Source organism: Labedella populi, from assembly GCF_004078655.1.
GTDB classification, from domain to species: domain Bacteria; phylum Actinomycetota; class Actinomycetes; order Actinomycetales; family Microbacteriaceae; genus Labedella; species Labedella populi.
Genome location: NZ_RZNC01000002.1, coordinates 469,782 through 484,489 on the forward strand (window position 1 = coordinate 469,782; position 14,708 = coordinate 484,489).

Below are 14,708 nucleotides of genomic sequence, written 5' to 3' on the forward strand. Positions count from 1 at the left end.
CGCAACCGGAGGAGATGGCGCGCAGTGCGGCACCGTCGCGGCCGGTGAGGGCGAGCTTGTCGTATCAGTCGCGAGGGCTCACTACTGATTGGTCTCGTTGACCCCTCGTTCGACGTCGTTGCGACCTTTGTCGTCCTCGTGGTGGTAGTCGGCCGGGCGATCGCCGCGGGCACCGCGACCTTTGTGGTGGCCGTGCTGATCCGCGGGCTCGGAGATGACCGCAGGGAACCTGCGAGAACGCAGACGGTGTCGAATCGCGCAGGACGGATACGCCTTCATGCTCATCCCGCGAGCTCCACCTCGAATGAGGAGAGGCGCCGAGGCGAGAACACCCAAGCGGCGCGCTCGCGCTCCTCAGTCCCGGTGCTGGTACACGTCGGGGACGCCGTCGGCGTCGGCGTCCTGGGCCTCTTCGTCCGCGATCCGCGCGTAATGCCGGTTCCGCAGTCCCAGCACGATGCTCGCAAGCCCCGCGGCGAGGAGCGAGGCGAGCAGAATGCCGACCTTCGCGTGGTCGTCGTGCGGGCTGCCTTCCCCGAAGGTGAGGCCCGCGACGAGCAAGGAGACGGTGAACCCGATGCCGGCGAGCAGGGAGATCCCGATGAGGTCGATCCAGCGGACGGCGGCGTCGAGGCTCGCTTTCGTCAGCGTCGTGACGAGCCACGTGGTGCCGGCGATCCCGATCACCTTGCCGACGACGAGGCCGACGACGACCCCGATCGTGACGCGGTCCGCGAGGGCTGCTCCGAACTCGTCCCCGACGACGGTGACCCCGGCGGCGAAGAAGGCGAAGATCGGGACGGCGACGCCCGCCGACAGTGGGCGGATACGGTGCTCGAAGACCTCGGCGAGTCCCGGTCCCGCATCGGGTCCGCCCGATGCGGCGCTCCGGATCACGGGCACGGTGAACGCGAGCGCGACGCCCGCGATGGTCGCGTGCACACCCGACGCGTGGACGAGCGCCCAGGCGACGAAGGCGATGGGTACGAGGATGACCCACCCGGTCCAGATCCTCCCGCCGAAGAACCGACGGTAACGCTGAACGAGGAAGCCGAACAACGCGATCGGGATGAGCGCGAGCCCGAGCGCCACGAGATCGATGTCGTTCGTGAACACGACCGCGATGATGCCGATCGCGATGAAGTCGTCCACGACCGCGAGGGTCAGCAGGAAGATCCGGAGCGCAGAGGGAAGCTTCGATCCGATGATGGCGAGGACCGCGACGGCGAACGCGATGTCCGTCGCGGTCGGGATCGCCCAACCACGTACCGTTTCCGGGTCCGACGCGTTGACGATGGCGTAGAGCACGGCCGGCACGATGACGCCGCCGACGGCGGCGAGGACGGGGACGACAGCGGTCTTCGGATCCTTGAGGTCGCCGGCGATGAACTCGCGTTTGAGCTCGAGACCGACGATGAAGAAGAAGATCGCGAGCAGTCCATCGGACGCCCAGTGGCCGATGCTCAAGTCGAGGTGCCACGGCTCGTAGCCGATGGTCAGATCGCGGACCGCGTAGTAGGCGCTCGAGGCCGGGGAGTTGGCCCAGATGAGCGCCGCGACGGCGGCGACGAGGAGGAGCGCTCCGCCGACGCTCTCCTTGCGGAGGATCTCGTTGATGCGCAGCGCCTCGCCGTAGCTTCCGCGGCCGAACACACGTCGCCGGGCCGGGGGAGCGGGGTCGAGGGGAGGCGTTCCGGGGCTGGGAGGGGTATCGGTCATGGCAGTCCTTCGTGTGGGCGCGATCGTACGCTTCCGCCGCGTTGAACGACGGGCCGACCAGACTTCCCGGCTCTCCAGCTTCCAGCCTAGCGGCGGAATCGGCATATCCTGAGCCGACGGCGAGACGAATGGAGGGATGGACGACATGACACCGATCGGCGGCGCACGGCGATCTCACGCGATCCGCCACGTGCGCCGGTGGGCGCGATCGACACCCGTCGCCGTGATCGCCAGGACCGGCTGGCGTGAGGCGGGGGACCGGTGAGCGGGGTGATCGAAGGCGACGACGCTTCCGAGCTCTCCGCGCTCCCCGAGCTGTCCCGTCTCCGGGCAGCCATGGAGGACGTGCTCGACCGGTGCGTCTGGAGTCGCACGATGTCGCACGAGTCCTTACTGACCTATCTCGTCGAGGAGAGTTACGAGCTCGTCGACGCGGTCGAATCCGGAGTGTCCGATCACATCCGCGAGGAGCTCGCCGACGTGCTCCTTCAGGTCGTCTTCCACTCGGCGATCGCGTCCCGCGATCCGGGCGAGGGCTTCGATCTCGAGGACGTCGCCCGAGACGCCGCCGACAAGATGATCCGTCGGCACCCGCACGTGTTCGCGGGTGTCGAGGCGCCGACGGTCGAGGACGTCCTGCGAGTGTGGAGTGCGGCGAAGGCCGCGGAGAAATTCGAGCGGGAGAGCATCATGGACGGTCTGCCCCGGGCTCTTCCCGCTCTCGCACTCGCGGCGAAGACGACGGGCCGGATCGACCGGGCCGCTGTCGTCGTCGACGTCCCGACATCGCCCGTCGAGATCCCCGCCGACGAGGAAGCGCTCGGCCGCATCCTGCTCGGGATCGCGACCGCGGCGGCGCGCTCGGGACTCGACCCCGAGAGGGCCCTTCGACGCGCGACGACGAGGCTTCAGCGGGCGGTGCGAACGGCCGAAGGGAACACCGCGGGTCTCGACCGGAGCGGCCCGTCGTCCGCCTGACCGGACGTGCGACGATCGGACCGAGCCACGCTCACGCCACGCGCTGCCCGCGGGGAAGTCTCCGTGCCGGCGTGATCGTGCGTCTGATGCCCCAGAAGAGCAGGGCGGCCGCAAGGAGGACGTGCGCCGCGAGTCCGACGAACCACGACGGTGTCGTCGAGTTCCAGATCTCCTCGGGCGTCGGGCTGTCCTCGTAGCCGCGTCCCGACTGCAGAGCCCCGCACTCGTCGTAGATTGTCTCGGCCTCGGGAGGGATCTGCGCGGCTCGTGCCCCGAGTGCGAAGGATCCGAAGAGGTCGACGGGGTATCCGCTTCCGTCGAATTCGCCCGCGCTGGCGTCGGCGAGGACGACGTACGGGTTGGCCGCGAGGAATCCCCAGACGAGATCGAAGCGCGGCACCTGCGAGGTGTAGACCTCGGGCGGGAGGCATTCCACGGCGCCTTCGTCGTCGTAGGAGGACGCGTCGACGTTGATGAATGTCGTCCGCTGCTCGGTCTGCACCGCGAGGCCCCCGAGTCCGAACGCGATGAGCGTGCCGATGGAGAGCGCCGCGACGACGAGATAGGTCGACGCGACTGAGAACAGGGGGCGTCCGACGATCGCGGACAGCCCGACGGCGACGGCCGAGACTACGGCGAGCTCGATGACGAGGACGAGCAGGGAGACGACGACCGTCCGTACCGGCAGCTCGCCGAGTGTGAACGAGAACAGGAGGAAGGGCAGGGACACGACGAGAAACGCGAGAGAGGTGATCCAGGAGGCGAGGAACTTGCCGATGACGATCTGGGTCGTCGAGACGAGGGTCACCTGGGTCGTCGCGAGGGTGCCGGCATCGCGGTCGCCGTTGACGGCGGCACCGCCGAGCGCCGGCACCAGGAGCGTCCCGAGCAGGAGGACGAAGTAGACGATCGTCGAGAACAGCCAGCCGCTGGAGCCCGTCGTTCCGTTCATCCCCGTGTTCGAGGACGTCGCCCAGAGGAGCAACGTGACGGCGGCGACGAGGATCGTGAACAGTCCCAGGAGGACGTAGACGGCCACTCCCCGCACGCGCTGGGCGAGTTCGAGTCGGACGATGATGTGCACGCCGCGCGTGAAGGGGATCATCGCACGTCTCCTGTGTGTGGGTCGAGAGGTCCGTCTCCTCCGGGGCCGGAGCGCTCGGCCGGGTCGGAGTGTCGATCGAGGTCGAGGAACGTGCGTTCGAAGTCGCCGACGGCGGGAGCGAATGTGGAGACACGGACGCCGCGATGAACGAGTCCCGCGAGCAGGTCGGCCGCGGAGTCTTCGCCGGAGACGGCGACGAGGAGGGAATCGCCGACGGTCGAGACCGCGGCGGCGGGCACCTGGAGGTCCGCGAGGGCCTGCGGCAGCAGTTCGGGGGATCCCGTCGTTCGGATGCGCCAGGGGCGGGCGGAGGAGGCGGCGCGCGCGAGCCTCTCGGCGCTCACGGTCGAGCCCTGCTCGACGAACACGGCGTCGTCGGCGAGCTCCTCGAGCTCGGCGAGCACGTGGCTCGAGACGAGGACCGTGCGTCCGTCCCGGGCGAGTCCCCGGACGAGTTCGCGGAGCGCGACGCGAGCGGCCGGGTCGAGTCCCGACGCAGGTTCGTCGAGCAGCAGGACCGACGGGTCGTGGACGAGCGCGCGCGCGAGCGACAATCGCTGCTTCTGCCCCCGCGAGAGGGACCGCGTCTGTGCAGACGCGATGTCCTCGAGCGACACGAGGGTGATGAGTTCCTCCGCACGTTCGCGAGCGCGTTCGGCCGTCATGCCGTAGAGCAGCGCGGTCGTCTCGATCGCCCGGCGGACCGAGAGCGCGTTCCACGACCCCAGAACGTCGGGCATCCAGCCGGTCGCACGCCGCACCGCCCCGGGGGAGGTGACGGGGTCGTGGCCGGCGACGGAGAGGGTGCCGGCGTCCGGTGCGAGGAGTGTCGCGAGCATGAGGAGCAACGTCGTCTTGCCCGCGCCGTTGGGCCCGATGAGGGCCGTGACCCGGCCGGGTCTTGCCGTGAAGGTCATGTCGCGGACCGCATGCACGTCCCCGAACGATCGTCGGAGGCCGGTCACGACGATGCCGTCCCTTCCCGAGGGGGACGGGGCTGTCACGTATGGCGTCTGGGTCATCTGCACCTCCAGGGCGCGCTCGCCGGGAGGGGAGACGATGGAAGCGTAGCGCGAGGGCGTCATGGATGAGCGGACGACTCACAGGGCGCGCTCCGGAGAGGCCCCCGGCGTTCTCGCGTGGCGGTGTCGCGGAGGGAGGGTCGAGGCTCGTGGCACAATCGGGGCATGGCTTCACCGATCTCCCCGCCGCGCGGAATGCGCGATTTCCTGCCGGCAGAGAAGGCGCGACGGGAGGCCGCCCTCGCGACGATCCGACGCGTCTACCGCACGCACGGGTTCGATGAGATCGAGACGCCGGTCGTCGAGGACCACGCCCGGCTCCACTCGGGGCTCGGCGGCGACAACGAGAAACTCGCGTACTCGATCCTCAAGCGAGGGCTCGATGCGGACGCGCTGCGCGCAGCAGCTGACGGCGGGGGAGTGGCGTCGCTCGCCGACCTCGGACTCCGCTTCGACCTCACGGTTCCCCTCGCCCGCTTCTATGCGACCCACCGGGCAGAGCTCGGCCCCGTCTTCCGGTCGCTGCAGGTCGCGCCCGTCTGGCGAGCCGAACGACCGCAGAAGGGGCGGTACCGCCAGTTCGTGCAGTGCGACATCGACATCATCGGAGAGCCCGGTCCGCTCGCCGAGGTCGAACTGCTGTCGGCGACGACGGCGGCTCTGCGCGCCCTCGGTATCGACGGTTTCCGGATCCGCCTCAACGACCGCCGGCTGCTCGTCGGGATGCTCGAGCGCTTCGGTTTCCCCGCGGACGAGCACCCGGGCGTCCTCATCACCGTGGACAAGCTGGACAAGATCGGGCACGACGGCGTCGTCGCCGAACTCCGGGGGCGCGGCGTCACCGCGTCCGCGGTCGACGCCCTCGAGGCCTTCTTCCGACGTCCGCAGACGATGGAGTTCGTGCCCTTCGGTGAGCGCCAGATCCGCAAGGCGCTCCCGGACGGGGTCGACGACGGCGTCGTCGCGGACCTCGCCGGGATCGGCCTCGCGGCGACGGCCCAATCGCACGTCGACGCACCATCGCTCGGGGATCCCCGGTTCGCCCGCGACCTCGTCGTCTTCGACCCGTTCCTCGTCCGCGGCATGGGGTACTACACCGGCCCCATCTTCGAGATCGAGCACCCCGACTTCGGGTATTCGCTCGGCGGTGGTGGTCGTTACGACGGCATGATCGGCCGCTTCCTCGGGCAGGACGTTCCCGCGACCGGCTTCTCGATCGGTTTCGAGCGGATCGTGGACGTCGCGGCGACGACCGTGGACGAGCACGACGACGCCGTCGTGCTCGTCCACGAGGCCGACGCCGACCCTGCCGTGCTCGTGCGCCTCAAGTCGGAGCTCATCGCGGGCGGGGTCTCGCGGGTTCGTTTCGAGCGTCGCGCCAAGAACCTGCGCGCCCTGCTCGATCGTGTGGCCACCGACGGGTTCTCGCGCTTCGCGATCGTTCCGCGCGAGGGCGAGGGTGACGGCGGGGATGCGGTGACGGGAGACCGGCTCGAGTTCCGTCCGCTCGCGTGAACACCTGCTGAACGCGTGTGGGGTGGCCACCGGCCTCCTCGCTAGACTGACCGCGCCCCTCGTTAACCTGATCGGGCCCCTCACGACCACTGACCGGGCCCTCACGAACACTGACCGGGTGGGTGCGGATCACCCACGAACCCACCCACGAACCCCACATTCAGAGGAGATACACCGTGGCACTCATTGAGGCTGTAGCAGCTCGCGAGATCCTGGACTCGCGCGGCAACCCGACCGTCGAGGTGGAGGTCCTGCTCGAGGACGGCACCGTCGGACGGGCGGCCGTCCCGTCCGGCGCGTCCACCGGCGCGTTCGAGGCCTATGAGCTCCGCGACGGCGACTCCGCCCGTTACCTCGGCAAGGGCGTGCGCCGTGCGGTCGAGGCCGTCGAGGACGAGCTCGGCCCGGCCATCGAGGGTCTTCCCGCGATCGACCAGCGTCTCGTGGACCAGGCCCTCATCGAGGTCGACGGCACCGACAACAAGAAGCGCGTCGGCGCGAACGCCATCCTCGGCGTGAGCCTCGCGGTCGCGAAGGCCGCCGCCGACTCCGCGGACCTCCCGTTCTACCAGTACCTCGGTGGACCGAACGCGCACGTCCTGCCCGTTCCACTCATGAACATCATCAACGGCGGCGCGCACGCCGACACGGGCGTCGACATCCAGGAGTTCATGGTGCTGCCGATCGGCGCCCCCACGTTCTCCGAGGGTCTCCGTTGGGGTGTCGAGACGTACCACGCCCTCAAGAGCATCCTCAAGGCGAAGGGATTCGCCACGGGACTCGGCGACGAGGGCGGCTTCGCGCCGGACCTCGAGAACAACCGTGCGGCGCTCGACCTCATCGTCGAGGCCATCAGCACGGCCGGCTTCACGCCGGGCACCGACATCGCGCTCGGCCTCGACGTCGCGTCGAGCGAGTTCTTCCGCGAGGGCGCCTACCAGTTCGAGGGCCAGGCGCGTTCGAGCGAGCAGATGACCGCGTACTTCTCCGAGCTCGTCGACGCGTACCCGCTCGTGACGATCGAGGACCCGCTCGCCGAGGACGACTGGGCCGGATACGCCCACCTCACTCCGGCGCTCGGCTCGAAGGTGCAGATCGTCGGCGACGACCTCTTCGTCACGAACCCCGAGCGCCTCGCCGACGGCATCGAGCGCGGGGCCGCCAACTCGCTGCTCGTCAAGGTCAACCAGATCGGCACGCTCACCGAGACGCTCGACGCGGTCTCCCTCGCCCAGCGCTCCGGCTACACGGCGATCCTCTCCCACCGTTCGGGCGAGACCGAGGACACGACGATCGCCGACCTCGCGGTCGCCACGAACGCCGGCCAGATCAAGACCGGTGCGCCTGCCCGGTCCGAGCGGGTCGCGAAGTACAATCAGCTTCTGAGGATCGAGGAGCTCCTCGGCGGCGCAGCCGTCTACGCCGGCCGCTCGGCGTTCCCGCGCTACACGGCCTGATCCGGTCGTTTTCGGACTCCCTCGATCGCCCGGAATCCTCCGGGCGTCGGGGGAGTCCCACTTTTTCCCACAGCACGATGAACCGGCGCACGACGAACCAGCGCACGACGAACCAGCGCACGACGAACCAACGCACGACGAACCAGCGCACGACGAACCAACGCACGACGAACCAACGCACGACGAAGGAGGCGAGGGGATGGCCAAGGACACGAGGGAACCGCGCGTTCCGGTGCGCAGTTCGCCCGGTGCGGTGTGGCTGCGGGGGATTCGGTTCTCGGGTTTCTCCCTCCTCCTGATGGGGCTGCTCGTCCTCGGCGTCGTGGTCCTCGCCCCCAACATCACCGCCTTCGTCGAGCAGCGCCAGCAGATCGCCGATCTCAACGCACAGCTCTCCCAGGACCAGGCGACCGTCGATCGCCTCACGAGCGAACGCGAGCGGTGGGACGACTCGACTTTCGTCATGACGCAAGCGCGCGAGCGCTTCTTCTACGTCAATCCCGGCGAGGTGAGCTTCCTCATCATCAACGACCTCGACGAGGCGGTCCTCGCGGACGTGGAGGAGCCCGTGAGTGACGAGCTCACGACGACCGACACCGACTGGACCCTGGCCCTCCTCGCCTCCCTCGTGACCACCGCGTACGCCGACGAGGTGACCGCTCCCGAGTGAGCGAGAACCGGACCGTCGACGACTGCGGGATAATCGGGAGATGACTTCCAGCAGGACCGACGGCTCCCGGCCCCTCGGCATCGGCGAACCCGCGAGCGACGAGGATCTCCGCGTCCTGCGCTCCCAGCTCGGGCGTCCCGCGCGCGGCGTTCTCGGCATCGCCGCTCGGTGTGTGTGCGGCCGTCCGACCGTCGTCGTGACGGCGCCCCGCCTCCCGGACGGCACACCGTTCCCGACCTTCTACTACCTCACTCATCCCGCCGCGACGGCGGCGATGTCGGCGCTCGAGGCCACGCAGGTCATGCCCGAACTCGCGGCACTCCTCGAGGATCCCGCCGTGTCGTCGCAGTACACGGCCGCTCACGAGCAGTACCTCGCCGATCGCGAGTCCGTCGATGTCGTCCCGGAGATCGCGGGCTTCTCTGCGGGAGGGATGCCCTCCCGCGTCAAGTGCCTTCACGCCCTCGCGGCGCACGCCCTCGCCGCGGGTCACGGCGTCAACCCGATCGGCGACATGGCCCTGGAGCGATCGACGTGGAGCCCCACGCGCTGCCAGTGCGTGGTCGACGACGCGGACTGACGCAGCGACGAACGACACGGGTCGGCGTGAATCTGCTGTGAATCCGGCTGATAGACTCGATCCGCTCGGTGTCGTCGGAGCCACCCGGCCTTGCTCGCGGGCGGCCTGCAAGTACATCATCTGATCGAGTCAAGACACACAACACTCACGTGTAGGAGAGCATTCACCGTGCCCAAGATCCTCATCGTCGGCGGCGGCTACGCCGGTTTTTACACCGCATGGAAGCTGGAGAAGCAGCTTCGACCCGGTGAAGCCGACGTCACGATCGTCGACCCCCTTCCGTACATGACGTACCAGCCGTTCCTCCCCGAGGTCGCGGCCGGATCGATCGAGGGGCGCCACGCGGTCGTCGCGCTGCGGCGTCACCTCAAGAAGACCGAGGTCATCACCGCCAAGGTCACGGCGATCAACCACGCCGAGAAGAAGGCGACGATCACTCCAGAGCTCGGTGACGCGTGGGAGTTCGACTACGACATCGTCGTCGTCACCGGCGGTGCCGTCTCGCGGACCTTCCCGATCCCGGGCATCGCCGAGAACGCGATCGGCCTCAAGACGATCGAGGAGGCCGTCGCGATCCGCGACCGTATCCTCGCGAACTTCGATCGTGCCGCGACGCTTCCGGCCGGCCCCGAGCGCGACCGGCTCCTCACCGTCGTCGTGGTCGGTGGCGGTTTCGCGGGCATCGAGGTGTTCGCCGAGCTGCGCTCGTTCGCGTCCGCTCTGCTCTCGTCGTACCCGCAGATCTCCTTCGACGACGTGCACTTCCACCTGATCGAGGCGATGGGCCGGATCATGCCGGAGGTCTCGCTTCCCACGAGCCACTGGGTGCTCAAGAACCTCGCCGAGCGCGGGGCGCTCGTGCACCTCGACACCCAGCTGCAGTCGGCCGTGGACGGCAAGATCGAGCTGTCGACGGGTGAGAGCTTCGAGTCCGACCTCATCATCTGGACCGCCGGTGTCATGGCGAACCCCCAGATCGTGCGCAACAGCGACCTCCCGGTCGAAGAGCGCGGTCGCATCAAGGTCCGTACCGATCTGCGCGTCGGTGACGATGACACGATCGTGCCCGACGCCTGGGGCGCCGGTGACATCTCGGCGATCAAGGACCTGAGCGGCGGAGGGGTCGGCGGGTACTGCGTCCCCAACGCCCAGCACGCCGTCCGGCAGGGCAAGCTGCTCGCGAAGAACCTCGTCGCGACGCTCCGCGGCGAGGACCCGAAGAACTACCTGCACAAGAATCTCGGAGCGGTCGCGGGACTCGGCCTCGGTATCGGGGTCTTCCAGTCCGGCAAGATCGCGATCAAGGGCCTGCCCGCCTGGGTCGCCCACCGCGGCTACCACGGTCTCGCGATGCCGAGCTGGGAGCGCAAGTTCCGTGTCGTGTGGGGCTGGTGGAACAACCTCTGGCTCGGACGCGACATCGTCGGCATCGAGGCCCGTGAGCACCCCCGCGCGGTGTTCGAGCAGTTCGCCGCCCGCCCGAAGCCGCCGGCAGCGGAGGCGCCCGCGGTCGTCGAGGAGAAGAAGCCCGCCGCCGAGCCCGCCGCCCCGGCTGCTGCCGCCGAGGAGAAGAAGCCCGCGCGGAAGCCCGCCGCCCGGAAGACCCCGGCGAAGAAGCCCACCGCGGCTCCGGCGCCGACGGACGAGCCGTCGGGTGCAGACCCGGCCGAGTCCTACGGAGGCGCTGCCGAGGGAACCGACTCCAAGCCGGTGTCGGCCGACAAGTAGTCACTCGAGAACGACGAGGGGACCGGGTCTTTGTGACCCGGTCCCCTCGTCGTTTGCGCGTTCTGTCGTCGTCTCCCCGCGCGGTCGCACGCTCCTCGCTAGTCTGGAGTCGGCCGGCAGACCACCGGATCCCGAGCAGGCCGTGCGGACGTGTGCCCGGGCCAGCCCCCGTAGCCCAATCGGCAGAGGCAGGCGACTTAAAATCGCCTCAGTCTGGGTTCGAATCCCAGCGGGGGCACGAGTGTGAGCGATGGCACGAGCATCGAGCGGCTGCCCGGATTCAGTCTTCGCGTGTGAGTTCCGGTGCGACGACGCGACGCCAGATCCACACCGACAGGAACAGTGCGCAGCAGCCGACGACGCCCGTGACGCCGATTGCGGCGACGGCGTCGGCGGCCTCGGGTGAGCGCGACCCGAGGAGACTGATCTCGAGCGCGACGACCAGCACAGCGAGCGCGAGCCACCCGATCCGGGACGCGGCCCAGAGGCTCCGCCCCGTCGACGTGCCGAGCGGGATGAGCATGATGGTCGCGGAGCCGAGCGCCGCCGCCGTCAACACGTTGAGGGTCTCGACGACGAGGCTCGACGCGAAGCCCGGTTGCAGGGCAGGTGCCAGCAGGATGCCGGCTCCCCAGCCGAAAACGCCGAGGAGCGTGAGGCCGACGATGCGGGCTGCGGCGACGCGGCCTTCCGTCGCTCGACCGACGGCGGCGGCCGTCGAGGCCGTCACGACGAGCGCGAAGAGAGCCGGCGGGTCGAGGTCGAAGATCCGCGAGGCGGCAGCCGTTCCCGCGACGATGAGGAACCCGCGCGCATCGACGGCGATGTGAAGCCGGCCCCCGCCGAGCCACCGCGCGACGAGAGCCGGCACCACGACCGATACGAGCGCGACGACCGCCGTCGCCGTCACAGAGGCGAAGAGCAGCCGTGCGTACGCCGGCGTCCCGTCGACGGGACGCGAGAGGATCAGGATGCCGGCGACGGCGACGAGGGCGAACAGCACCGTCGTGGCCGAGGCGGACGTCGGGGATTCCGCTGCCCCATCCGACCGGGCGATGGGTGCCGTCGCCCGGTTACGACCCGTCAGGACGACGCGCCGCGCGGGCGCCCCGACCGGAGCGGCAGATGTTCCGCGGAGGTGCAGCAGGGCGCCGAGGGCGATCGTCGTCGCGATGAGCACGGCGAGGACGATCGCACGGAGACCGCCGATCCCGGGGCTCGAGGCGAGCAGGGACGACAGCGGTGTCGAGAACGGTGTCGTCGCGTCCCACGCATCGTTCTCCGGGGGAGCGGGGGGTGTCGGGCGCGGGACACCCGGGTCGGGGGGAGAAGCCGGGGATGCACCCTCGTCGAGGTCGTCGGGTGCATCGGGCACGTCGGGGGAGGGTGCCGCGCCGGGGGTGGAAGGGAGTGTCCGAGTGGGAGCCGTGGGAGACGGCGTCGGCGACCCGGGAGGAGCGGCCACGACGAGCGCGACGGCGTCGCTTCCCGAGCTCGAGTTGCCGGCGGCGTCCTTCTGGATCGCGACGACGCGGGCGTCACCGGTCGCGAGGGCCGTGGCGACGCAGGACCAACGGGCGGCGGAGACGATCGCCTGGCAGACCGAGGCCGAACCGACGAACACCGTCACGGTGGAGCCGTCCTCTCCGGTTCCCGCGAAGCGGACGTCACGGTCCGGCAGTGTGGAACCCGCGGTGGGAGCCGTGACGACGGGCGGAGCGGGCGCCGTGCGATCGAGCACCACACGCATCGGTGCGGACGCGTCCGAGTGCACTCCGGGAGCGAACGGCGCCTCTTGTGTCGCCGTGAGGCTGTAGGCGCCGTCGGGCGCGGAACCCGTGAGGAGGCACGCCCAGGCACCCCCGGCGTCGGCCGTGAGGCTGCACGACTCGCCCGACGACGAGATCACGGAGACGACGGCCCCCGGGATGCCGGAGCCCCGGATGAGACCGTTGACGGGGCGGGAGCCGTTCGAGGAGACGACGGGCGGAGGGACACTCGTGATGTGGATCGTTGTCACCACTCCGGCGGCGGATCCGTCGGCCAGGGTTCCCACGGCCCGGAGGGCGACGTCTCCGCCGATCGGCAGGGTGAGTCCTCCGCAGGAGAAGCTCGTGTCCGGACCGGCGTCGACAACGCACAGCCTCGTGCCGTCGCTCGTCTCGAGACGCACGCCGGAATCCGCGGGCTTCGTTCCGGACACCACCGTCCGCGCTGTGGTCACCGCTGAGCCGTCGGGCGGCGACGTGATCGCGGGAGCGGCGGGCTGCGGCGCGCTCGGCGGCGCCGACGGTGTCGGCTCCGCCGAGGGGGTGGGCGCGGGATCGACGGAGGCGCGCTCGGCGGCGGCGGATGCAGGGGCGGACACGTGCGGGCCGCCGACGGACATGACTGCGACCACGAGGCCCGCGAGCGCGAGCATCACCCGCCGGGCGGAGACCGGGACGGAGGCGCGGCCGAGCGGGGTTCGCGCCACCACCGACGTACCCACCGTGCGCCCGGCATCGCGCTTCGCCGCTTCCCTCGTTCCCACCTCAGTCCTGTCTAGGCGGACCGTGCCGCGAGGTCAAGGACCCGCGCCGCATCGGGATGCACTGTTCACCTCGGCGGCGCTAGGGTGAGCGGGACGGAGGACGTATGCCGATATCCCTCGAGATCAGCGGTCGAGCGACCATCGCTCGTGCGCCGTGGCGCGACGCCGGAGCCTTCTGGAGTGCGATCGGTGCGGCGACCGCCGAGTCTGACGCGCCGGTCGGAGTCCTCCACGCCGACGCCCTGCGGTTCAACGCGCACGACATCGTGCGTCGCGCGGCCGGGAAACCGGTCCGGATCGCGACGAAGTCTCTGCGGGTCAGGGCCGTGATCGAGTCCCTTCTCGAGCTCGACGGCTTCTCCGGGGTCCTCGCCTACACGCTCGCCGAGGCGCTGTGGTTGTCGGAGGGCATCGACGATGTCGTCGTCGGCTACCCGACGGCGGATCGAGGCGCGATCGAGCGGCTCGTCCGGTCGCCAGAGGCGGCGTCACGCGTGACACTCATGATCGACAGCGCGGAGCACCTCGACCTGATCGACGCCGTGCGCCGCCCGGGCGACCGGGAGGCGGTGCGGATCTGCGTGGAGCTCGACGCGTCCTGGCGCTCGCGCGGCCCGCTCGGCACGGTGGGGGTGCATCGCTCGCCGCTCCACGGGCCCGACGAACTCGAGAGCGTCGCACGCGCCGTCGTGGACCGCCCGGGCTTCGTGCTCGTCGGAGTCATGTCGTACGAGGCCCAAATCGCGGGCGTCGCGGACCGAGCCGGGCGTGCAGCGTACAACAGCACGGTCGCGTTCATGCAGAGGCGCTCCATGGCCGAGCTCGTCGAACGGCGGGGAGCAGCCGTCGCTCGCGTCCGTCGTCTCGCCGACCTCGAGTTCGTGAACGCGGGCGGCACAGGATCCCTCGAACGAACGACGCGGGACGAGTCGGTCACAGAGCTCGCCGCGGGCAGTGGCGTCTTCGCCGGGCACCTGTTCGACGGGTACGGACACTTCGCACCGGCGCCCGCCGCGGGTTTCGGGCTGACGGTCGTGCGCCGACCGGAGCCGGACGTCGCAACCGTCCTCGGGGGTGGTTTTGTCGCCTCGGGTCCCCCCGGCATCGACAGGCTCCCTCTGCCGGTGTCCCCGAGCGGACTGCGTTTCATCCCTCGGGAATCGGCCGGGGAGGTCCAGACTCCCTTACGTGGCGACGCCGCTCGGTCTCTGCGCATCGGGGACCGGGTCTGGTTCCGTCATGCGAAATCGGGTGAGCTGTCCGAGCGGATCGAGCGATTCCTCGTCGTCGACTCCGCCGCCGACGGTTCCGCGAGCGTCGTGGACGAGCTCGCGACCTATCGGGGCGAGGGGCGGAGTTTCGTATGACGGTGTCCGGACCGACCACACGTCGGGCGGGTCT

Annotated in this window: 11 protein-coding genes and 1 tRNA gene; 8 read left to right on the top strand and 4 right to left on the bottom strand. The window is 69.9% G+C overall.

The annotated features are described in order from the left end of the window. Positions 1 to 354 precede the first annotated feature (354 nt). The gene (gene nhaA / locus ELQ92_RS07815) at positions 355 to 1,719 is read right to left on the bottom strand and encodes a Na+/H+ antiporter NhaA (protein ID WP_128498418.1); all 1,365 of its coding nucleotides are present in this window, start codon (positions 1,717 to 1,719) and stop codon (positions 355 to 357) included. 261 nt (positions 1,720 to 1,980) lie between these two features. Here nhaA and ELQ92_RS07820 point away from each other — a divergent pair, with 261 nt between their 5' ends. Next, positions 1,981 to 2,697, top strand: a complete 717-nt coding sequence (locus ELQ92_RS07820; RefSeq protein ID WP_243694922.1) for a MazG nucleotide pyrophosphohydrolase domain-containing protein — start codon at positions 1,981 to 1,983, stop codon at positions 2,695 to 2,697. Between the two features lie 31 nt (positions 2,698 to 2,728). Here the strand turns inward: ELQ92_RS07820 and ELQ92_RS07825 are convergent, their stop codons facing one another. Then, positions 2,729 to 3,802, bottom strand: a complete 1,074-nt coding sequence (locus ELQ92_RS07825) for an ABC transporter permease (protein ID WP_128498419.1) — start codon at positions 3,800 to 3,802, stop codon at positions 2,729 to 2,731. Next, positions 3,799 to 4,824 carry an ABC transporter ATP-binding protein gene (locus tag ELQ92_RS07830; protein WP_128498420.1) on the bottom strand — a complete coding sequence of 342 codons (1,026 nt, stop codon included), beginning with the start codon at positions 4,822 to 4,824 and terminating at the stop codon, positions 3,799 to 3,801. The genes ELQ92_RS07825 and ELQ92_RS07830 overlap by 4 nt, the downstream gene beginning before the upstream one ends. Positions 4,825 to 4,989: 165 nt before the next feature. Between ELQ92_RS07830 and hisS the strand changes: the two genes are divergently transcribed. The 6 genes from hisS to ELQ92_RS07860 all read left to right on the top strand — a co-directional run bounded on the left by hisS (position 4,990) and on the right by ELQ92_RS07860 (position 11,012). Beyond that, positions 4,990 to 6,339, top strand: a complete 1,350-nt coding sequence (hisS, locus tag ELQ92_RS07835) for a histidine--tRNA ligase (RefSeq protein WP_128498421.1) — start codon at positions 4,990 to 4,992, stop codon at positions 6,337 to 6,339. A gap of 176 nt (positions 6,340 to 6,515) precedes the next feature. Continuing rightward, on the top strand, positions 6,516 to 7,796 hold the full coding sequence (eno, locus tag ELQ92_RS07840) for a phosphopyruvate hydratase (RefSeq protein ID WP_128498422.1): 1,281 nt from the start codon (positions 6,516 to 6,518) through the stop codon (positions 7,794 to 7,796). A 199-nt stretch (positions 7,797 to 7,995) separates the two neighbouring features. After that, entirely contained in the window at positions 7,996 to 8,466 is a 471-nt protein-coding gene (locus ELQ92_RS07845; RefSeq protein ID WP_128498423.1) for a septum formation initiator family protein, read from the top strand. A 40-nt stretch (positions 8,467 to 8,506) separates the two neighbouring features. Continuing rightward, positions 8,507 to 9,046 (top strand): DUF501 domain-containing protein, encoded by a 540-nt coding sequence (locus ELQ92_RS07850; RefSeq protein WP_128498424.1) that lies wholly within the window; start codon positions 8,507 to 8,509, stop codon positions 9,044 to 9,046. A gap of 168 nt (positions 9,047 to 9,214) precedes the next feature. Beyond that, a complete protein-coding gene (locus tag ELQ92_RS07855; RefSeq protein ID WP_128498425.1) occupies positions 9,215 to 10,774 on the top strand; it encodes an NAD(P)/FAD-dependent oxidoreductase in 1,560 nt (519 codons plus the stop codon). Positions 10,775 to 10,938: 164 nt separating this feature from the next. Beyond that, positions 10,939 to 11,012, top strand: a tRNA-Leu gene (locus ELQ92_RS07860). 42 nt (positions 11,013 to 11,054) lie between these two features. Here the strand turns inward: ELQ92_RS07860 and ELQ92_RS07865 are convergent. Beyond that, positions 11,055 to 13,307, bottom strand: coding sequence for a hypothetical protein (locus ELQ92_RS07865; RefSeq protein ID WP_128498426.1), 2,253 nt, complete (start codon positions 13,305 to 13,307; stop codon positions 11,055 to 11,057). A gap of 104 nt (positions 13,308 to 13,411) precedes the next feature. On the opposite strand from ELQ92_RS07865, the gene ELQ92_RS07870 reads away from it, so the two are divergent. Then, on the top strand, positions 13,412 to 14,674 hold the full coding sequence (locus ELQ92_RS07870) for an alanine racemase (RefSeq protein WP_128498427.1): 1,263 nt from the start codon (positions 13,412 to 13,414) through the stop codon (positions 14,672 to 14,674). Positions 14,675 to 14,708 lie beyond the last annotated feature (34 nt).